The 19,706-nt window shown below is 34.8% G+C and carries 21 protein-coding genes and 1 other RNA gene; 5 read left to right on the top strand and 17 right to left on the bottom strand.

All coding sequences use genetic code 11. The features are described 5' to 3' along the window. Positions 1–247 precede the first annotated feature (247 nt). The 3 genes from JNL75_05710 to JNL75_05700 are packed head-to-tail and all read left to right on the top strand — an operon-like array spanning position 248 to position 2,810. Entirely contained in the window at positions 248–1,537 is a 1,290-nt protein-coding gene (locus JNL75_05710) for a citrate synthase (protein MBL7789313.1), read from the top strand. A 3-nt stretch (positions 1,538–1,540) separates the two neighbouring features. After that, the gene (locus JNL75_05705) at positions 1,541–1,915 is read left to right on the top strand and encodes an SdpI family protein (protein MBL7789312.1); all 375 of its coding nucleotides are present in this window, start codon (positions 1,541–1,543) and stop codon (positions 1,913–1,915) included. Positions 1,916–1,922: 7 nt separating this feature from the next. Further along, positions 1,923–2,810, top strand: coding sequence for a hypothetical protein (locus JNL75_05700; GenBank protein MBL7789311.1), 888 nt, complete (start codon positions 1,923–1,925; stop codon positions 2,808–2,810). Here JNL75_05700 and JNL75_05695 read toward each other — a convergent pair. The 13 genes from JNL75_05695 to JNL75_05635 form a co-directional block, all read right to left on the bottom strand. Then, positions 2,791–4,671 carry a T9SS type A sorting domain-containing protein gene (locus tag JNL75_05695; GenBank protein MBL7789310.1) on the bottom strand — a complete coding sequence of 627 codons (1,881 nt, stop codon included), beginning with the start codon at positions 4,669–4,671 and terminating at the stop codon, positions 2,791–2,793. The two genes, JNL75_05700 and JNL75_05695, sit on opposite strands and share 20 nt — an antisense overlap. Positions 4,672–4,716: 45 nt before the next feature. Next, a complete protein-coding gene (locus JNL75_05690) occupies positions 4,717–5,037 on the bottom strand; it encodes an SUF system Fe-S cluster assembly protein (protein MBL7789309.1) in 321 nt (106 codons plus the stop codon). 26 nt (positions 5,038–5,063) lie between these two features. After that, positions 5,064–5,480 (bottom strand): SufE family protein, encoded by a 417-nt coding sequence (locus tag JNL75_05685; protein ID MBL7789308.1) that lies wholly within the window; start codon positions 5,478–5,480, stop codon positions 5,064–5,066. 82 nt (positions 5,481–5,562) lie between these two features. Then, entirely contained in the window at positions 5,563–6,063 is a 501-nt protein-coding gene (locus JNL75_05680) for a hypothetical protein (protein ID MBL7789307.1), read from the bottom strand. A 120-nt stretch (positions 6,064–6,183) separates the two neighbouring features. Continuing rightward, positions 6,184–6,864: an RNA methyltransferase gene (locus JNL75_05675; protein ID MBL7789306.1), complete on the bottom strand. Its 681-nt coding sequence runs from the start codon at positions 6,862–6,864 to the stop codon at positions 6,184–6,186. A 41-nt stretch (positions 6,865–6,905) separates the two neighbouring features. Next, complete coding sequence (locus JNL75_05670) at positions 6,906–7,490, bottom strand: dephospho-CoA kinase (protein MBL7789305.1); 585 nt, start codon at positions 7,488–7,490, stop codon at positions 6,906–6,908. Then, positions 7,487–7,927, bottom strand: a complete 441-nt coding sequence (locus JNL75_05665) for an NUDIX domain-containing protein (protein ID MBL7789304.1) — start codon at positions 7,925–7,927, stop codon at positions 7,487–7,489. The genes JNL75_05670 and JNL75_05665 overlap by 4 nt, the downstream gene beginning before the upstream one ends. Continuing rightward, positions 7,924–8,469, bottom strand: coding sequence for an NUDIX hydrolase (locus JNL75_05660; protein ID MBL7789303.1), 546 nt, complete (start codon positions 8,467–8,469; stop codon positions 7,924–7,926). The genes JNL75_05665 and JNL75_05660 overlap by 4 nt, the downstream gene beginning before the upstream one ends. Positions 8,470–8,579: 110 nt before the next feature. After that, the gene (locus JNL75_05655) at positions 8,580–9,083 is read right to left on the bottom strand and encodes a metallophosphoesterase family protein (GenBank protein MBL7789302.1); all 504 of its coding nucleotides are present in this window, start codon (positions 9,081–9,083) and stop codon (positions 8,580–8,582) included. A 141-nt stretch (positions 9,084–9,224) separates the two neighbouring features. Then, complete coding sequence (locus tag JNL75_05650) at positions 9,225–9,398, bottom strand: hypothetical protein (protein MBL7789301.1); 174 nt, start codon at positions 9,396–9,398, stop codon at positions 9,225–9,227. Between the two features lie 65 nt (positions 9,399–9,463). Beyond that, positions 9,464–9,694 carry a NifU family protein gene (locus JNL75_05645; GenBank protein ID MBL7789300.1) on the bottom strand — a complete coding sequence of 77 codons (231 nt, stop codon included), beginning with the start codon at positions 9,692–9,694 and terminating at the stop codon, positions 9,464–9,466. 85 nt (positions 9,695–9,779) lie between these two features. Continuing rightward, a protein-coding gene (gene prfB / locus JNL75_05640) for a peptide chain release factor 2 (protein MBL7789299.1) occupies positions 9,780–10,860 on the bottom strand; the annotation gives its coding sequence in 2 pieces (ribosomal slippage) (positions 9,780–10,799 and positions 10,801–10,860; 1,080 coding nt in all). A 32-nt stretch (positions 10,861–10,892) separates the two neighbouring features. Next, positions 10,893–12,134 (bottom strand): hypothetical protein, encoded by a 1,242-nt coding sequence (locus JNL75_05635; protein MBL7789298.1) that lies wholly within the window; start codon positions 12,132–12,134, stop codon positions 10,893–10,895. A gap of 109 nt (positions 12,135–12,243) precedes the next feature. Between JNL75_05635 and ssrA the strand changes: the two genes are divergently transcribed. Next, positions 12,244–12,611, top strand: a transfer-messenger RNA (tmRNA) gene (ssrA, locus tag JNL75_05630). Positions 12,612–12,675: 64 nt separating this feature from the next. On the opposite strand, the gene JNL75_05625 is transcribed toward ssrA, so the two are convergent. From JNL75_05625 to JNL75_05615, 3 genes are read right to left on the bottom strand one after another with little or no spacing between them, the layout of a single operon-like run. Further along, positions 12,676–13,425: a hypothetical protein gene (locus tag JNL75_05625; protein MBL7789297.1), complete on the bottom strand. Its 750-nt coding sequence runs from the start codon at positions 13,423–13,425 to the stop codon at positions 12,676–12,678. Positions 13,426–13,428: 3 nt separating this feature from the next. Next, positions 13,429–14,655: a GTPase HflX gene (gene hflX / locus JNL75_05620; GenBank protein ID MBL7789296.1), complete on the bottom strand. Its 1,227-nt coding sequence runs from the start codon at positions 14,653–14,655 to the stop codon at positions 13,429–13,431. Positions 14,656–14,663: 8 nt separating this feature from the next. Then, positions 14,664–16,481 (bottom strand): N-acetylmuramoyl-L-alanine amidase, encoded by a 1,818-nt coding sequence (locus tag JNL75_05615; GenBank protein MBL7789295.1) that lies wholly within the window; start codon positions 16,479–16,481, stop codon positions 14,664–14,666. Between the two features lie 181 nt (positions 16,482–16,662). On the opposite strand from JNL75_05615, the gene JNL75_05610 reads away from it, so the two are divergent. Beyond that, positions 16,663–19,155: a hypothetical protein gene (locus tag JNL75_05610; protein MBL7789294.1), complete on the top strand. Its 2,493-nt coding sequence runs from the start codon at positions 16,663–16,665 to the stop codon at positions 19,153–19,155. Here JNL75_05610 and JNL75_05605 read toward each other — a convergent pair. Next, on the bottom strand, positions 19,152–19,691 hold the full coding sequence (locus tag JNL75_05605) for a DUF420 domain-containing protein (GenBank protein MBL7789293.1): 540 nt from the start codon (positions 19,689–19,691) through the stop codon (positions 19,152–19,154). The genes JNL75_05610 and JNL75_05605 overlap by 4 nt on opposite strands. Between the last annotated feature and the right edge of the window lie 15 nt (positions 19,692–19,706).

Below are 19,706 nucleotides of genomic sequence, written 5' to 3'. Positions count from 1 at the left end.
TGGCTATTTGTTATCATTTTGTTATTTGTATCAGCATTGTTTCAGCTAGTGCGACACGGGATTGGTCCAAAAACCATTTTTAGTTTTTTATTTGCGATTATTGGATTGATTTTCTTGAAGTATTTTAAATCTAAAATTAAATAGAACTTATTTTAATAAAATTTGTTCTTCTATTATACTTGATACCAAGAAATATTTGAGTATATTTACCTCATAATTTTTAAAGTCCTAATTTAATATAACATTTATGTCAAACGTAGCTAAACTAGAGTATAACGGCAATGTGTATGAACTACCTATTATCACTGGCACGGAAAATGAATCCGCCATTGATATTCGCAAATTGAGAGATACTACTGGACTAGTCACCTATGACGATGGTTATAAAAATACGGGCTCGACTAAGTCCGCCATCACTTTTATAGACGGCGACAAAGGGATACTGCACTATCGTGGATATGCTATTGAAGAAATAGCAGAGAAAGCTGAATTTCTTGAAGTAGCCTACTTGCTTATATATGGCAAACTACCCAATGAAGCTGAATATACTGAATGGAAGCGACAAATTACACGCCATAGCTTGGTTCACGAAGATGTAAAAAAAGTATTCGATGCTTATCCTACAGGTGCACACCCTATGGGACAGTTGATGACTATGATGAGTATGATGTCATCCTTCTATCCCAATAATCAGGATCCACATAGCACCGAAGATGACAGAAACCTCACTATAGTGCGCATTGTAGCCAAAATGGCGAATCTATGTGCTATGATGTATAAGAAAAGAATAGGACACCCTGTAATGTATCCAAGCAATGCCCTTGGTTTTGTAGAGGATTATCTCGCTATGACGTTTGGAAATCCATGTGAGGCTTATCAGGTAAATCCTGTCGTAGCTAGTGCTTTAAATAAACTACTCATTCTGCACGCCGATCATGAGCAGAACTGCTCTGCCTCTACAGTGAGAATGGTAGGCTCTGCTCACACCAATCTTTGGGCGACCATAGCTGCAGGTATTGCTGCTCTTTGGGGACCACTGCATGGAGGTGCGAATCAAGAAGTATTGGAAATGCTTCAGGAAATTAAAGACTCTGGTATTTCTACCAAGCAATATGTAGAAAAAGTAAAAAACAAAGAAGCTGGAGTTCGCTTGATGGGCTTTGGTCATAGAGTTTATAAAAACTTTGACCCTAGAGCCAAGATTATCAAAAAATCTGCAGAAGATGTATTAAATCAATTAGGCGTAAAAGATCCGCTACTCGATATCGCTATGGAATTAGAAGGTATCGCCTTGAGTGATCAATATTTTATTGATAGAAAACTATATCCTAATGTTGATTTTTATTCAGGTATTATTTATCGTGCATTAGGCTATCCTAGCGACATGTTTACAGTACTATTCGCGCTGGGTCGCTTACCTGGATGGGTTGCGCAGTGGAAAGAAATGATTGAAGAGAAGCAACCGATAAGCAGACCGCGTCAAATATACATAGGTGAGACACCAAGAGCTTTTGTTCCAATAAAGGATAGAAAATAGTTCATGGATAAATTTCAATTCTTGCTCACTTTGCAGACCATATTGTTTTATGGAATGTTTTTTATAAGTGGCATAATTTTAAAGTTATTTCCGCCTTCCAAAAATAGGTTCTATGGGTTTAGAACTACCTTGGCACTGAAAAATGATTATAACTGGTTTTTTGCTCAAAAAACTGCAAGTCATTTCATTTTGATTTTTTCTCCACTTTTTTTTATGGTATCAATGCTTATAAAGTATATGACAAACTTTATTTTTCAAGCATTCGTGCTATATACTATCATTGATTCCTTGCTACTCATTGTAGCTACAGTTATGATTTTCTTCCTTACTCAGGATAAGTTGCGTAGAATGTGGAAGCAAAAGAATCAGATTTCTTAGTTATCTAATGGATCGAGTATTCCACTACTCTGAATCAAATAATATTTATTATAATCTTGCACTAGAAGAGTATTTAGTTCGTAACTTTGATTTCACCAATCAAGAATTACTTCTAATATATAGAAATGAACCTTGTGTGGTACTAGGGAAAAATCAAAATTTTTTTCAAGAAGTTCACCTTGATTCTTTTTTCAATTCAAATTATAAATTAGCTCGCAGGATAAGTGGTGGTGGCACTGTGGTGCATGATTTGGGCAATGTTAATTTCGCTTTTTTCGAAAAATACGATTTAAAAAACGTAAATCAATATTCAGGTTCAGTAGGTAGAATAGTGAATGCCTTAAATAATCTCGATTTAAAAGCAAGTATGAATGAGCGCAATGCCATTATTTTAGAAAATGGTAAAAAAATTAGTGGTAGTGCTCAATTCTCAAGCAATAAAGCTATTTTAAGTCATTTAACACTTCTATTTGACAGTAACTTAGAAATGATAGACTTACTCATTCAAAAAAATCCATACCAATTGCAAACCAAGGCAAGTCCAAGTGTGCGCTCTTTTATCGACAACATTTCAAATTATACTGACTTAAGCCAAGACGAGTTTATTCAGAAAAGTCTCTCAATTATGGGATTCGCTAATACTTTAGATAATAAATTAATTGATATTTCTCAAGTCTATAAACTTATGACTGAGAAATACGGCCAACTGCACTTTTATTTAGATATCTCTGCTAATGGTATAATTTCAAAAAATAAAATAGAAATCGAACTTGAAAATGGTCGAATTTTAAATATAAAAGGAATGAATGATCCTTCTAAGTATATTCATAAAAGGCTATACCCTGCAGATATAGCATTGGAGGATTCTTTATGGACTAATCTATTATTACCTTAAACATACCGATAGATTTTTCTCCTTTTATTTGCAGCAAATATTGACCTGTCGATAAATCATTTGTTCGAAACTGAAACTGATTAAAGCCAGCATTAGCTTTAGTTTCTAGCAATTTAGTAACTAATCTTCCTTGCATATCCATTAGATTGAAATGTAAATATTCTGACTCTTCTAAGTCAAAATGTGCCTCGAAATATTTATTTTGAACAGGATTTGGAAAAACATTAAAAGAGCTAGTATTGTTTGAAACTTGAATAGATGCAGTTGGTTTAGGTCCTTTTACAGTATCATTAATTTCGAGTTTTGCTAGCCATGTAGCCATGCGATTATTTTTACCGAATGACCCCGTTAAAAATACTTGATTAGGTATCTGATGCAAAGTCTGCATATTGGTATAATCTCCCCATCTCTCAATAGTGTCCTCAGGATACGATGGTATACCTGGAGGAATCGCATCGATATGCGTAATCCCCTCTTTGACCACCATTAGTTTTGAATAATTATCTTTCGCATCTTTATAAATAACAGAGGTGCCTGGAAAACTATCTTCACGACAATGTGAGAATGAGTATACGATTCTATGATCATAGATATCCGTGCCGGCATAGGCCATACTCGGATAACCGAATTCCATTCCAGAAATATTTAATAATTTAGATTGTACTATAGGGGCGGGGCTACTTACATTTTTAATGCTCCCTAGCATTACCGTTGCAGTAACATCAGGATTCAAGATAGAGTTCAATCCAAAGTGAACATGATTATTTTCATAAATTGCTGCCAAGACTCTGGCATCATTCGTCATAAGTTGTTGGATTTTTCCTCCTATTTTTTTCTGAAAGGCATTAGGCGGAAATCCATATTTGACAGGAGATTTTAACACTTTCTGCTTTAATTGTGCCTTACCAGAAGCATAGGTGTTCGTAATTTCTAAAAGAAAAATAGTATCATTCGATTCTGCCACATTTCTTACGGATAAGAAATACATATTGCTATCTGGACTGGCTGTCTGATATTTTGCAGGACATATATTTCTTAAAAAGCCGCCTTTATATTTGATATCGCTCCATAGGGTAAACTTTAAAGGATCGCCATCATAACCTTTTTGCTTATCTATCTGCCAAATCACAGATTGTTTAAAACCAACTGACCAATGTATATTATCCTTTACTTGATTAAAGGTAATGAACAAATCTTTATTGCTTAATGAAATAATTGGATAGTCACTCCAAGTAGAATCGTTGAATGATGCTCCATTTAACGTATACATATTCCAAGCCCCTGCTGGATCATTAGTTTTGGTAAATCCTACAATAATTTTATTGGTAGTACTATTACTTCCAGTAAACCAAACAATTACATATCTATCGGATTGAGCATCGTATAATAATCGTGGATCTGAATTAGATGTAAAACTACCCAAACTACTAGCTAAGGATGCAAGTGTCTTCGTCTGTATCGAAACACCATTTTCATTATAAATTTGAATATTAGAATTAACCGCACTGATAATTTTACCATCAAGTCCTACTGCTACATCATTATCTGCAGGAGTGCTATTTGTAGCATTACCTTCGAACTGTTGCAGAATCTTTGGGCTTACTGCTTCGTCTCCATTTCCGCTTTTTTTTTTCGCCTTTTGAGCCTCTAATCTTTTTTTGTATAGTTCGGCTTTCTTCGTACCATACTCTGATACTGGTACAGGCTGAGTGGCTGGGGTAGTAAGTGCAGGCGCATAATCCTTTAAAGAGGTATCGGACAAATTTATTTCCTTGATTTTTGGAGCTGTTCCTTCTGTTTTTGTTTGTGCATCTACATTAAAAAACAAAATAGAACTTAAGAATAGAACAAAATACTTCATATAATCAATTTATTAGAGGTAAAAATAGGATAAATCGTTTAAAATCTATAAAAATCCTAATTCGAGCATGGCTTCCTCACTCATAAATGTCTTGTCCCAAGCTGGTTCGAATACAAGCTCGACATGTGCGCCGCTGACTCCTTCTACCTCTGCGACTTTTGTTCTCACGTCCTCTGGGAGCGAGCCCGCTACGGGACAATTCGGTGAAGTCAAGGTCATTACGATTTCTACATGTGCTTTCTCATCGATATTCACTTCATAAATGAGTCCTAATTCATAGATATCGACGGGTATTTCGGGGTCATATATTGTTTTGAGAGCTTCGATAATTTTATCTTTCAAAACGTTTCTTTCTTCTTGGGTCATTGCTTCGGATATTTTACATTTTTTCATTAATCATTGGATACTACACTTGCTACGCCTTTCATTTTTTGTATCATAGCAGTCAATCCATTATTTCGCTGTGAAGTAAGATGTTTTCTTAATTCGATTTTTTCCAAAATATCTAAACTAGCTTCTGATATTTCTTTTGGAGATAAATCGGACCATAAAAAAACAAGAATTGCTACGATTCCTTTCGTAATGGCTGTGTTGCTATCCGCTTGGAAATACAACTTTCCATTATCATATCTATAGGTGAGCCATACTTTACTTTGACAGCCTTTGACTTCATTCGATTCCGTTTTTTCTGATTCAGGAAACTCTGGCATTTTCTTACCATAATCCATAATTTGTATGTATCGATCGGTATCGTCTTCGATCCATTCGAAAATTTCTATAAGCTCCGCTTCGCGCTCCGCAAGTGTCATTTTTTATTATTCATTTTTATTTTAAAATAGACTAAAAACACAACAGATAACTGACTACTATCTACTGCCCACTGGTAGCTATTTATATTCCACCTTTCACTCGATATTCCTTACTGTTCTTATGTTCTTTAGAGGTTATTTTCATTTTTCCTCTATAAATATACATATCTTCTTCGTCCATGCCATCAATACGCTCCCAGAATTTCATATCCAGGGTTACTTCAAAATTTTCATCTTCATATTTTCTAAAATACTTATCTCTTTTATCTGTTTTATCTTCTGTGAGAGTCAATTTAAAATTGCTATCTGCTACCCAAATATATGCATCAGACTTACCGACAACAGGCTTTTCGGCTACCGCTAATGCTACAATTCTATCGTCCGATTCTTCGAGAAAACTATCCTTGAGCGGATTGTCTCTATCATAAAATAAACCGTAATAACCTCCTTCATTGAGCACATCTACTTCGTCGCTATAGACCTCTATCATTTCCCAGTCCTTTGGAATCTTTTTTTCCGATTCACCTCCTCCACAACCTACTATGAATGCTCCGAGAAGAATCAATATAAAATATTTATACATTACTTTGAATTTAGATTGAGTAAAAATAAGAAAATTGTGCCTATTTATACGAAATATAACATTAATGTATTTTTAATGAGTTTGATTGCGACATTTATCTTCGCTATTACTTCTGAAAATCTATAGTTGATTTTTGACCCATTCGTGATAGAGTTTATCAGGATGTTTGATACTATGCCAGATCCATTCATAATATAGATTTTCTTTTTCTTCCTGATTAAATTGCCATGGAATATTTGAATTACGAATCCGCTCTACAATCGTTCTCGTCAAAAGGGATGCTGCCACCGATACATTAAAACTTTCTGTAAATCCATACATAGGAATTGTCACTATGCCATCACAATGATGCAAAGCAATATCGCTGATTCCCTCATGCTCTTTGCCTAGTATCACTGCCAAAGGCTGGTCTAGAGGAATATTTTCTGGAGTATAATTCGCTGCAATATGCGATGAGGTAGCATATACACGATAACCTTTAGCCTTTAAATTTTCAATGCAAGCAAGTGTGGGTTGATTACAGTCTGTATAATCGTAAATATGGGTCCACTGAAAAGCGCCTCTATTAACAGACTTATTTTTTTTTAATAGCACATTTTTTTGACCAATATTATGAAAATCTTGCAAACCAAAGCACTCACTGGTTCGTATCATGGCATGAATATTGTATTCATCTATAAAATTTTCAGCTACTAATGTCATATAGCGCATACGAGTCTCCAATACTTTTTTAATAATTTCTATGCGAGAGGGAGTCATGAAACCCTCTACATAATCCTGTAAGTTTTGGTTTTTTTCCAAACGAAAATTAGCTAGTAAATCTGTGCTTTTTGTTATCACTACTAATTTGATTGCTTGTGGAAATTACTTGCCCACAATTCGTTCACACGTTTTAAAGTATCTTCTCTTTCGATATTTTCTATGACAAAATCTGCGAATTCTTTTTTCCTTTCATCTGACCATTGCTGATTGATACGCTTCTGCACAGATTCTCTGTCAGCGTTATCCCTACCCATGACTCGATTTATTCGAAGCTCCAGAGGAGCCGTGACCAATATTATCACATCAAACAAATGCGTATGTCCTGTCTCCATCATGAGAGCAGATTCGTACACAATAGTTTTTCCCTGATGCTCTTTACAAAACATATCCAAATCCCGAAACACAGCAGGATGAATAATGGCATTTAATTCTTGAAGCCTCGATTTATCATTAAAAACAATAGAGGCAATATACTTCGTATTATAAATTCCCTGTTCGAAAGCCATTTCTCCAAAGCATTTGATAATTTCTTCTTTGACCTCTGGTAAATAAACCAATTCTTTTGCCTTCTTATCAGCGCGATATACTATAGCACCCAATCGCTCAAGTTCATTTACCACGAGAGACTTTCCACTACCTATACCACCTGTGACACCTATTTTCAATGTTGTTCCAGTTTAAGTCTTTTAGTTAATCCTTCTGGTACTAATCGTTTTACACCTAATAGAAAGTCTGATTTTAAATACCAATTCGCTACTAATTTTTCACCATTCGATTCCAATATTTGATAATCTTTTATCTCATAGTAACACTGCTCTTTGAAACTACATGGAAATACGAATACAACTTCATGTCCTTTTTTATTTTCAAAAGAAAAAATACTTTCTAATACTATAGGTTTTGAATCAATAGTAATTTTGGTATTTAACTCTTCTAAAATTTCTCGATGTAAAGCTTCTTCACTCAACTCTCCAAACTCGACCGTGCCACCTATAGGTCGATAAATATATTCTCCTGTTTTTGTATCTTGAAATTTAAACAAAAAAACCCTTTGATTGTTTTCAAAATAGGCAAAAGCTTTTACGTGAATACTATTATTCATAAGAATTTCAGTTTTTCTACCATGCGAATGACCGATTCAGCATTTTGATATTTTTCTATCTCATTTATCGGCAACCAAACTACCTTATTTGATTCTAATATATCAAAATTAATTATTTCAGCAGAATTGGCCTCAAATAATAGTCGAATATCTAAATGAAAATGTTCAGGAAAACCATTGGCAGACTGGGGAAACTTATGAACATCGATATCGAAAATTTCCTCAGATATAAGCTTAAATTCGCTCAAGCCCGACTCCTCCTTTAATTCACGTTCACAGGCATCGTAGATAGATTTATCTCTAGCTTCAATATGACCACCTAGCTGAATCCAAATATTTAATTTTTTATGGTGGGTCATCAATACTGTATCACGAGCTTCATTCACCACCCATGCAGACGAAGTGATATGCCCATAAGAATTATCACGCTGCCAGAAATTGTCATATTTCTCAAGAAATTCTAATACTTGCAATGCATGTACATCATTGGGATATGTTATCAGATAGTTCTGTGTGAGCTTATATATGGATTCTTTATTCATATTTTACTTAGTCTTTTCTAGCCACGAATGCACGAATTAGTAATAACTACACTCAAACGGTGCAATGATTTTCATTTTCAAATTTTCAAATTAAATCATTTTCAAATTAATCACCTCCCTCTCTGCCCCAAATTTATAACTTCCACATTGGTAATATTATTCCCACGGATGTCAAAACTGATTGCTGTTTTTACTTGATGAAACCCATGATTGCCTGCTGCACCAGGATTAAAGACCCAATGCCCATATTTATGATCTTGTTCCAATTTCACAATATGCGAATGACCGCATATAAAGAGTAATGGCTTTACTTCTGTAAACATATTGCGAACCCTAGAACTATATCTCCCAGGATATCCACCGATATGGGTCATCCAAACCTTGATATTTTCTATTTCAAAAATATTATCTTCAGGAAATCTTGTTCTCAATTCTCTATCGTCGATGTTTCCATATACAGCACGAATAGGCTTTCCAAAACTCTCCATCCATTCCACTACAGCCATACTGCCTATATCACCTGCATTCCATATTTCATCAGACTTTTCGAAGTAGGGATTGAGTTTGGTCTCTATATGACTATGATTGTCTGAAAGAAGTAATATTTTAGGCAAGTTGATTTTTAATTTACCAACGAAGTTAGGTGAAATTTGAAAAAAAGAATGGAATTGTGAAGATTCAGGAGACAACTAAGTAAAAAAACAACCTAAAACTTAGCTATCTCCTGCTTCTTCATCTGAGTAAGTACTTGTATTTTAGTCTAGTTGAAACTTAGTCTGCATTCTTATTAAATAGATAAATAATAGAACTAAAAGTAAAATCCCAAAAGGCACTACCATGAGTTCATTATCTGAATTCATAAGTAGAAAAAAAAATGCATTGGCAGTAACGAAGTACAAAACTAAATCTTTGAAATGTATGGAGTTCATAATGATAAAAATTATTTATCACAAAGATGAACATCGATAATGTCAAAAAATGTCGCTAAGAAATATTATTTTACTTCTAGTACAGAAATATTAGGATAGAACTGTTTTAAGATATTTTCTATCCCTAATTTTATAGTATTTTCTTTCATGGAGCAATTACTACAATTGCCTTTTAGACGTATTTTAACCTCTCCTTTATCCGTGACATCTACTAGCTCCACATTACCATCATCTTCAGCGAGAAAGGGTCGCACGAGTTCTAATTTTTCTTCAATGTCAGCTTTTGAGATATTCATAAGACAAAGATAAAAGGAATCTCAACAAGAGGATAGATTATATTTCTAATGTATGAGGCTGTTTCTAGACATCTTCCTATATTACTTATTTATGCAACAACAGTGCCTTCATAAACGGATCTAAATTGCCATTTAAGACATCTTGCGACTGACTGGTTTCATAACCTGTACGAGCGTCTTTAACAAGCTGATAGGGGTGAAGGACATAGTTTCGTATTTGCGAACCCCATTCGATTTTCATCTTCCCTGCTTCCACTTTGTCTCGCTCGGCGTTTCGTTTCTGAATTTCAAGGTCGTATAACTGAGCCCGAAGCATCTGCAAAGCACGCTCTCGATTGCCATGTTGTGAGCGTTCTACTTGACATACTACGGTGATCCCTGTAGGTTTATGTGTCATCTGTACCTTGGTCTCCACCTTATTTACATTCTGACCGCCTGCTCCTCCTGAGCGCGAAGTGATTACTTCTAGGTCTGCATCTTTAATCTCTATCTGAATACTATCATCGACCAAAGGATACACAAAAACGGAAGCAAAAGAAGTATGCCGCTTCGCATTGCTATCAAACGGAGATATCCGCACCAAGCGATGTACACCATTTTCATATTTTAAAAACCCATAGGCTAGGTGACCCTCTATTTGTAGCGAAACTGATTTAATACCCGCTACATCACCTTCATTTTTGTCGAGTTCGGTTATCTTGAAACGCTTACTCTCTGCCCACATGATATACATACGCTCGAGCATTGACGCCCAATCACAACTCTCTGTACCTCCTGCCCCAGCATTTATTTTGAGAATGGCTCCGAGGTTATCTTCTGGGTCTGATAAGGCTGATTTGACCTCTAGATCTTCTAAATGATTCTCGAATTCAATATACAATATGTCTAACTCTTCTTCCTTGATAGTCTCCCCTTCGCTACGAAATTCTAGCAAAGTATCTATTTCATTCATAAAATGTTCTACCGATTGATAATCCTCTACCCAAGACTTATTCTCACGAATTGAACGTTGAATAGCTTCAGCTTTCGTTGTATCGCTCCAAAAGTCAGGACGCAATGTCAATTGCTCCTCCTCTTTTATTTTAAAAATTCGATTCTCGACGTCAAAGATACCTCCTAAGCGAGGCCATTCTATCTTTGAGGTTTTTATAATTTTCTAAATTCATTGGAATTCTAGCTTATTTATTATAAATTTAAATTAGGACTTTATCCTACTTGCGCGATACACATCATCATAAACATAGCTCTCTAAGTAAAGGAATTCATCTGTTAGTTGTTTATTTTTTGTAATTCTTGCACCCTTAAGCATAGTGCTTTCTTCTTTAAAGAATTCTGGAATGACGATATTGGATAAATTGGTACTGAAATGTTTTGAGGCATCTTTCGGCAATTCACTTGGAAGATTCGGAATACTCATAACATCGATAGCACTCTTCGTAAATGGATCCACCATTTTTTCTCTCAATGGCAGAAAACCAAATACAGGTTGAGGTATAGTAGTCGCCTTGACGGTTGACGGAATAGAAGCCTCTGGTGCTATATCGCAAGTAATATCAGCTATTGCCTTTATCTTAAATGAAGACTTTTTCATATCCTTCATGGTAAACAACTGCGGCGCCTTGGGATTCCAATAAATAGCATTAATTAACACGTCCGCTACTTGGGTGTAGGCATCCATATTGGATTTGAAATTCAAAGGTTTTTCGTGAAATTCCTGTCTCGAAAATGTAATATGCTTGAATTTAGGGCTAAACATATCCTGACTGGACAATTGCGTATATACTGCTTCATCATAGGTTTTATTCAGAAAATCATGAGGACTTACGCGCTTGATTCCGGCATCGTTCATGACTTGTGCAGCTCCAGTGGCTACTCTCCCAGTGCCTGTAATGACAAACTTCAACTGCCCAAAATCTAAACCTTTTAAATTTTCTTTAGCATTATCGTAACAATCCATTTCATAAAGACGTGGAAGCGTTTTCTTAAACAATCGTTTCTGTGTCATCCAAACAGCATTGTATGCACCTACTACTCCCGCCCAATATCCGAAAGCTACAACACGCTCTCCTTTATCATTTTCCAGAGCTTCATAATCTATCAACTCGATATTCATATCGAGGATGGTTTGCAATAATTTCAAATTATGTTGTTGTCTCTTGATAGTATGACTAAAAAACATATATCTGCGAGAAGGCATTAGGCAGTGAATTGGAATTTCTTTGACCCCCAGTAATAAATCACAATCAAGCAGATTTTCTTGTATTTTAACCCCAGCGGCTTTAAATTCTTCATCTTTAAAGCACCTATCTTTACAGGGCTGCGCATATATCTCTAAACCCTTATACCTTTTAATCAAATCAGCACAATCCTCTGGCGTCAATGGAGAGCGCTTATCTACAGGCTGCTTCTCTTCACGGAGGATTCCAATCTTATTCAACATAAACTATAATAAATAAAAAAAAATATAGACCTTTGTAGTCTGTATGGTAATTTTCGACTGCGAATTTACTGAATATAAATTGTTCTTTGAATATTTAATAAAAATTAATGGGGCTGACCGGAATTGACTGGTGATGTCAAATTATACTGGCACGTAGTGTGATGGTATTAGCACACTAAAATCCATATACTGAACTTTTTTAATTGGCGAAAATACTTACGCCGTAGCTGCTTAAGACTAAGTCTAAGCCCTACTGTCTCCCGGCACTTGTTTGTCCGATACAAGGCCCGCAGGCATCAGATAAACTCGGACTCGTAGTGGTGGTGTCTATACGCTGCTATTAAATTATATAGAATAAGTGAGGAATAGGTTGGTTCTATTCCATTTTCTCATCGAAAATCCAATAGAGAACTAAACGTGTAGAAGGTATGGTTTCGCTCACTCAGGACCAGAGTTCGAATCTCTGCAGCTCCACTTTTTTAGTTGAAAGTGGAAGGTTGAAAAGTTGAAAGTTGAGTCATGTATTTAATATCAACTTACCTTACTTGATTTCAACTTGATAATCGTTTAATTTTCTGCTACAACCATTTTGTCCTCCTCGAATAGTTATCTCTTTAAATAGCAATTTATCGCCTTTCTTCATTTTTCTTAATTCACTTAATTGATAAGTTGTAAGATATTCATTAAAGTTTCTTTCAATTCTACTTTCTTTTCTTTCAATTTTAAAAGTCTCTTTTCCTGTCATAAAATCAATAGTTAAAATTGTATCATAATATTGTTGAATTTCTGGGCTATACAGGGCAAAAGTATCTTTATTTTCAATTTTAAATAATTCAAAAGAAGCTACATACATCTTATACTTGAAATAATTATCTGGTATGTAAATACTAAGATAAGGACTGTTTATAGCTTGTGAAATAGAGATAAAACTGTCACGATTATTTCCTAATGACACTTTAGGTTCATTCAATATTAAAATTTTAAAATGTTGTTTGGCTATTATGATATCTTCATTCCAAATAAAGATAGTGTCATATTTATCACTTATGCTTGGCTGATAAATATAATTATTTTCTCCATTTTTCATTAACCTAGTGCTAGTATATTTTGAATTTATTGATAACCTCATTTCCTTGCTCAAACCGCTAATTGACAAGACATTATCAACCCCTAAATAGGCAATAGGCAAAGTTGAATCAGTTAAACTCAGATTACTAATTTTAACCTGAGAAAAAGATATATTCGCTAGAGAAAGCGAAATCATCAAAGCAATAAAACTTTTAACATTCAACTTTTAACTAAAATTCTCATATCCCCATAAAAACTTAGCTTTATAAGGGTATCGTTCAGAATAAAGTTTTTTAATTTTTGAAAGTAATTCTTCACGGAATTCTTGAAGATTTTCCATCTCAGTAGCAGAGATAAATATACAATTCTCATGTGTTTTTGACATCCACGTTCTTTTGAAATCTTCTAGTATGAGTTCTTTTTCTTCATCAAAAAGAAATTCATCAAAATTATTTTTTCGATACAAATCCATTTTATTAAAAACCATAATCGTTGGTTTATCGTCAGCCTTGAGCTGGCGCAGGGTGCTATTCACCACATTAATATGATCTTCAAATTGGGGATGAGAAATATCGACTACATGAATCAAAATATCGCTCTCCAGCGATTCTACTAAAGTGGACTGAAAACTCTCCACTAAATGATGTGGTAATTTTCTAATAAATCCTACTGTATCTGAAAGCAGAAATGGAACGTTATCAATCACTACTTTGCGCACTGTGGTATCGAGTGTAGCGAAGAGTTTATCCTCAGCCAGAATATCCGCTTTGGACAATAAATTCATGATAGTACTCTTGCCTACATTTGTATAACCGACAAGGGCTACACGTATCATCTCTCCACGATTTTTTCGTTGGGTTTGATTCTGCTTTGCTATCTCTTCTAGTTTTTCTTTGAGTCGAGATATTCTTGTTTGTGCTATCCGTCTATCGGTCTCTATTTCTTTCTCACCCGAGCCTCGCATTCCTATACCTCCCTTGATTCTATCTAAGTGTTGCCACATGCCTTTCAGCCTAGGTAGCAGATACTGTGTCTGAGCGAGTTCCACCTGTGTTTTGGCTTGTAGTGTTTTAGCATTTTGAGCGAAGATATCGAGTATGAGCATACTTCTATCTAAGACTTTTATTTGCAATTCCTTCTCAATATTATTTTGCTGCGAAGGACTAATTTCATCATCGAAAATGACAGCATCTATGGCATTTGCTTTACAATATTCTTTAATCTCTTTTAATTTCCCGCTACCTACATAAAATCGGGTATCAGGCTTTTCAAGTATTTGATGAAACACCTCTATAGGCTCTACATTTGCAGTAGTAGATAGAAATTTTAGTTCCTCGAGATATTCATTCAATTTAGGTAAATCGGCACGCGACTGGGCAATTCCCACAAGGACTACACGCTCCTTTAAACGCAGCGTATTATCTACTACAAATTCTTTTCTTTCTAATGCCACTTTGAATTTTATTTCACACGAACCCCATCCTTGTATTTCACAATAAATGCATCCTTTACGCCTTGGCTTCTCACTTTTTCCAATCGAGCCTTGGCATCATTTTCATTTGTGAAACGTCCTAAAAGATATTTGTACATATTATTTTCAAAACTCTCTTCTACACCATCAAAACTTGAGTTAATAGGATCATCGCTCTTGATTTTTGTACTAGATGCCTTAATCTGAACTTTATAAATAATTTCTGAACCAGCAGTTTTTTCAGGTATTGGGATAGGAGAAGATTTTGAGCTAGTATGAGATGCCGAAACAATAGGTTTTGACTTGGTATCAGATGTTTCTGGTAGTGTATTTTTTTCGAGAATATTGTTTCGTTTGTCTATCCTTTTTGTATTATCTACAATCTCTTTCTTTATATCATTGTCAGCCACATAAGAAGGAACATTGGAATTTTCATCATTAAGTTTAATTTTTCCAGGTGTAGTTGTGTTTATCTTCAATGTTGGGGTTGGCTTATTATCTGCATTCTTGAGCGATTTATCAATAATTTCTTTCTTAACACTTTCTTTCGTAGGCATCTCTGGTTTAGCTTTTGCAGCAGTGACAGGTTCAGTAGGTTTTTTCGAAAATTTTTCTGCAATAGGTGTGCTCGTAAGAGCTGGTTTCTTTTTGGCCTCTATTTCGTAATCACTAATTATAGTTTTTGAATTTGAGTTCGGTTCCAAACTAGACGAATTAGGTTTCGAGCTTATACTACTACTTGGAGTGGAATTAACGATAGTTGTTGTGACATTATTGTTTGATTTGGCGTTCAATTCACTCATAGTCGAAGATGAATTATTTTCAGAATATTTTTCAACTTCCTCCTCAATGACTATTTTCTTCTTATTATTGCTCATATCTAAATTTGAAGAAGAAGGCTTGGAGCTTGCGGCTATTTGAGGGCTTTCTTTTTTCACAACTTCTGCTACAGGTGTAGATTCCTCTGTACTTATAGCTCCATTAGCAGAAGGCTTTGAAAAACCATTATTCCCAGTTCCTGAATTATCAGCAATTGGTATGCTTGTTGTTGTCTTTTTCTCGACATCTTTAGATACTTGTTTTATAGCTCCACTTTCATATTTCATCTTATAGTCAGCAAAAGCATTGGCGAGATTGGCTGCTATTTTTGTTTGTCCAGTTTCATTTGCTATATATTGCTCTTCATCTGGATTAGAGATGAATCCAACCTCTACCAGCACGCTAGGCATGGAGGTTTTGTACAATACTATAAATCCAGCCTGCTTGGCGCCTCTATTGAGTTGATTGTCTTCCCTTACAAATCTCGACTCCATAAGTTTAGCCAATTGAATACTCTGATCTAAATATAAATTCTGCTGCATAGTCATTATGATAGCACCTTCAGGAGAATTTGGGTCAAAACCGTAGTTCTTTCTTACATCCTGTTCAAACTGAAGTGCCGCATTTTCCTTCTTTACGACTTCAAGATTTTCGTCCGCTTTATGGAGACCCAATACCCAAAATTCAACTCCACTAGGGCCTTGCTTAGTAGTGGAATTAGCATGTATAGAAATAAATAAATCCGCTTTAGCTTTGTTAGCTATATCCGCACGTTGATACAATTCTATGAATCGATCATCGTTTCTGGTATACATAACCTTTACTTCAGGAAATCTTTGATTGATTAATTTTCCCAATTTAAGAGCTATAGAAAGAGCTATCTCTTTTTCTTTTGAGACCTTCCCTAATGCCCCAGGGTCTCTACCACCATGACCAGGATCTATGACTACCGTGCTTACTGTGCGATTTCCTATTTCTGTTTGTCCCAATACTGACTTAGCAAAAAGAATTTGGATTGCAATATAAATAATATATTTGCCGTTTATATTAGTCTCTAAAGATTTTAAAAATTTAGGTTTACTTATCTCCACTACTTTGATCTTGCTTGTTAATAATTTTCTAAACAACTTACCTAGATTAAACACAAAATTAGTAATTATTTGTTTATTTGTGCTCAATTTTCTGACCACAACTGCTCAGTCAAAAGAAAAATCTGACTCTTCGAAAACAAAATTAGATTCGAATACACTTGTATCGTCCAATGACGATATAGCCTCTCGTATAGAATATAAGGCCAAGGATAGTATTATATACAATATTCGAACAAAAAAAATGCATTTGTTCAATGACTCAAAAATATCATATACCGACATGTTAGTCGAAGCATATTTTATTGATTATGATTGGACTAGCGGGGTACTAGCTGGCAATCAATGGAAGCAAAACGATAGTATTCAAGGTCGACCCTACATGAAGCAAGCTGGTAAGGACTATTATACAGATAAATTACTTTATAACTTCAAAACGAAAAAAGGTAAGGTATATGATATTATAACCAAAGAGGATGAAGCACTGCTGCATGGTCATGAGGTAAAAAAGGATAGCGTCGGTAATTGGTTTATATACAAAGCAAAATACACGACGTGTGATCTGGATCATCCACACTTCTACTTTAATGCTAAGAAACTTAAATTGACTACTAAAAAATCAATTGTCACGGGCCCTACGAATATTGTTATAAACGACGTAAAGACTCCAATCTATTTGCCATTCGGGATTTTCCCAGCTCAGAAAGGGAGGAGAACTGGTATTATATTTCCTCAACAATATGGATTTAGTCCTTTTTTCAACCTTCAAAACATGGGGGTTTATTTTGGGATTAATGACTATATGGATGCAAAGGTTTTAGCAGATGTTTACTTCAATGGAAGCTATAAATTCGTAGGAAATTTGCGATATAACAAACTCTATAAATATGATGGAGAATTCACTGCAGAAACCAATAGGATTTTTACAGGTGATGCCGATAATCCCACGGTATTAGGTACTACTCCAATCAACTATATATTTAACTGGCGTCATACACAGAGTCCTAAAGCTCATCCGACATTTACGTTTAATTCTGATCTGCGATATATGACACAAGGGGCGATCAATCGCTCTCTCACACTTGATGCTACCAGAATTACAGGACAGATAAGTTCGAACCTCAATGCTACAAAGCGATTTAAAAGAGCACCAATAGTTGTCAACGCCGGTATCAATTATAATCAAGATCTAAAGACACAAACAGTAAGTGGTAGCTTACCCAATTTAAGAATTAATTATAATGGCAATATATATCAAAACCCCAATAAGCAAAATTCAGTCGTAATTAATCTCCAACATACAACTTCAGCATTAGCAGTGTTGCCTTCTACACCAGATAGTAATATATTTAACGGGAAGTTCTTAAAGAACTTAAATCTTGGAGTTCAGCATAATGCAGTCTTTAGTTTTCAAAATATTCGTCTCTTCAAATATTTTAATCTTATTCCAAGATTAAGCTATAATGACTACATGTACTTCAAAAAGATAAATATCTCAAGAGACTCTGGAGAAGTAAAGCCAGACTCGGTAATAACCAATGGTGTCTATACTGCAAGGGATTTTGATGGGGGAGTAAGTCTCAACACCGTTGTTATAGGTATGTATCCTATTTCTAAGAAAGGATTTATTAGAGGCATTCGTCATCAGGTAAGCCCATTTATCGATTTTGGTTATACCCCTGATTTTAGTACTGATTTTTGGGGATATTTTGATCGTTATACTGATACATCTAAAAGAGAGATAAAGTATTTTCAATATTTAGGTGCCAATACAGGAATAAGAAGTACTTCGAATGCAGTTTTATCCTTTGGCATCAATAATGCTTTTGAGGGCAAATTTAAAAATAAAAAAGATAGTACGACAGGAACTAAAAAACTAATGCTCTTAGATGCCCTTAGTATCAATAGCAGCTATAATTTCAATGCAGATAGTTTTAAAATGAGTAATTATACGGTTTCATTTAGTAATTCTACACTCCAATTTTTAACCTTTAATGGTTCCTTGGTATTTGACCCCTATCACTATGAGAGAGGACAGAGAAAAGATAAATTCAAACTTTTTGAAGGAGAAGGCTTAGCTAGATTGATGACTATGAATGCTACTGCAAATCTCAATCTCAATGCAAGTAACATATCGAGAAGAATACTAAACTCGCAAAAAGGTAGTGAATTTGAACGAAACTTCATATTTAGAAATTATCATTTTTTCTATGACTTTAATAGTCCATGGAATCTTGCCATGTCATTTAATATCAATGTAAGGAGGGACTTTACATCCGATAAGCTAAATGATACTTCCATAGTAAATGCTTCCATTTTTCTAAATAATTTCGATTTCAACCTCACTAAAAATTGGAAGATTGCAATTTCTTCAGGTTATGATTTTAACACGAAACAAATTGGTATCACTACAATTTCTGCTATTCGTGATATGCACTGCTGGGAGTTTCGCGTCAATTACATACCCATTTCTAATATCGGACAAGCTTATACTATAGAAATAAGACCCAAGGCTGCACTGCTTCAGGATTTGAGGTTGTCTAGAAATAGACCATTGATAGAAAATTATTTCTAGTGCTGATAATACGGCGATATCATGAAATAAACCACCACACCTGTAAAGGCAACATATAACCAAACAGGAAACACAAACTTAGCTAACTTCCTATGGCTTTCGACCTGCATAGTTTGTCCTAAAAAGGCTGTATAAACTATAAATGGAAAGCTCAGAGCTGCCAAGATAACATGTGTAACTAGAATAAAGAGATAAATTCCTTTCAGTATTCCTTCTCCACCATACTTTGTAGATTCGGAGATCATATGATAGAAAACATAGTTCAAAAGAAACAAAGTCGATAATACACAAGCTATATAAATAAACCTTCTATGAACCTGAATATTCTTGTTTTTAATCGCTCGAAATGCACTCAAAAGACAGATAAAAACTAATGAATTGAACAAAGCATTTAGAAATGGAAGTCTTGATTTATCAAAGTCTGGAAAGCTAGCATCAAACCATTCCTTGACACCAAATCCGCTATACATTAGGAATACCAATCCCATTACGACAGCTGTCAATAAGCCTATTAATTGTTTAGCACGTTGATTCATAATTATAAAATAAAA

Source organism: Chitinophagales bacterium, assembly GCA_016787225.1.
In the GTDB taxonomy this organism is placed as follows: Bacteria; Bacteroidota; Bacteroidia; order Chitinophagales; family JADJOU01; genus CHPMRC01.
Note: the sequence above shows the minus strand (reverse complement) of the source record. Positions and strands in the feature narration are given on the sequence as shown.

What these genes read in the sequence shown, in the direction of transcription:
- JNL75_05710 (MBL7789313.1), top strand. Translation starts at nt 248, where the DNA reads ATGTCAAACGTAGCTAAACTAGAGTATAACGGCAATGTGTATGAACTA.
- JNL75_05705 (MBL7789312.1), top strand. Translation starts at nt 1,541, where the DNA reads ATGGATAAATTTCAATTCTTGCTCACTTTGCAGACCATATTGTTTTAT.
- JNL75_05700 (MBL7789311.1), top strand. Translation starts at nt 1,923, where the DNA reads ATGGATCGAGTATTCCACTACTCTGAATCAAATAATATTTATTATAAT.
- JNL75_05695 (MBL7789310.1), bottom strand. Translation starts at nt 4,671, where the DNA reads ATGAAGTATTTTGTTCTATTCTTAAGTTCTATTTTGTTTTTTAATGTA.
- JNL75_05690 (MBL7789309.1), bottom strand. Translation starts at nt 5,037, where the DNA reads ATGACCCAAGAAGAAAGAAACGTTTTGAAAGATAAAATTATCGAAGCT.
- JNL75_05685 (MBL7789308.1), bottom strand. Translation starts at nt 5,480, where the DNA reads ATGACACTTGCGGAGCGCGAAGCGGAGCTTATAGAAATTTTCGAATGG.
- JNL75_05680 (MBL7789307.1), bottom strand. Translation starts at nt 6,063, where the DNA reads ATGTATAAATATTTTATATTGATTCTTCTCGGAGCATTCATAGTAGGT.
- JNL75_05665 (MBL7789304.1), bottom strand. Translation starts at nt 7,927, where the DNA reads ATGAATAATAGTATTCACGTAAAAGCTTTTGCCTATTTTGAAAACAAT.
- JNL75_05660 (MBL7789303.1), bottom strand. Translation starts at nt 8,469, where the DNA reads ATGAATAAAGAATCCATATATAAGCTCACACAGAACTATCTGATAACA.
- JNL75_05650 (MBL7789301.1), bottom strand. Translation starts at nt 9,398, where the DNA reads ATGAACTCCATACATTTCAAAGATTTAGTTTTGTACTTCGTTACTGCC.
- JNL75_05645 (MBL7789300.1), bottom strand. Translation starts at nt 9,694, where the DNA reads ATGAATATCTCAAAAGCTGACATTGAAGAAAAATTAGAACTCGTGCGA.
- JNL75_05635 (MBL7789298.1), bottom strand. Translation starts at nt 12,134, where the DNA reads ATGTTGAATAAGATTGGAATCCTCCGTGAAGAGAAGCAGCCTGTAGAT.
- JNL75_05605 (MBL7789293.1), bottom strand. Translation starts at nt 19,691, where the DNA reads ATGAATCAACGTGCTAAACAATTAATAGGCTTATTGACAGCTGTCGTA.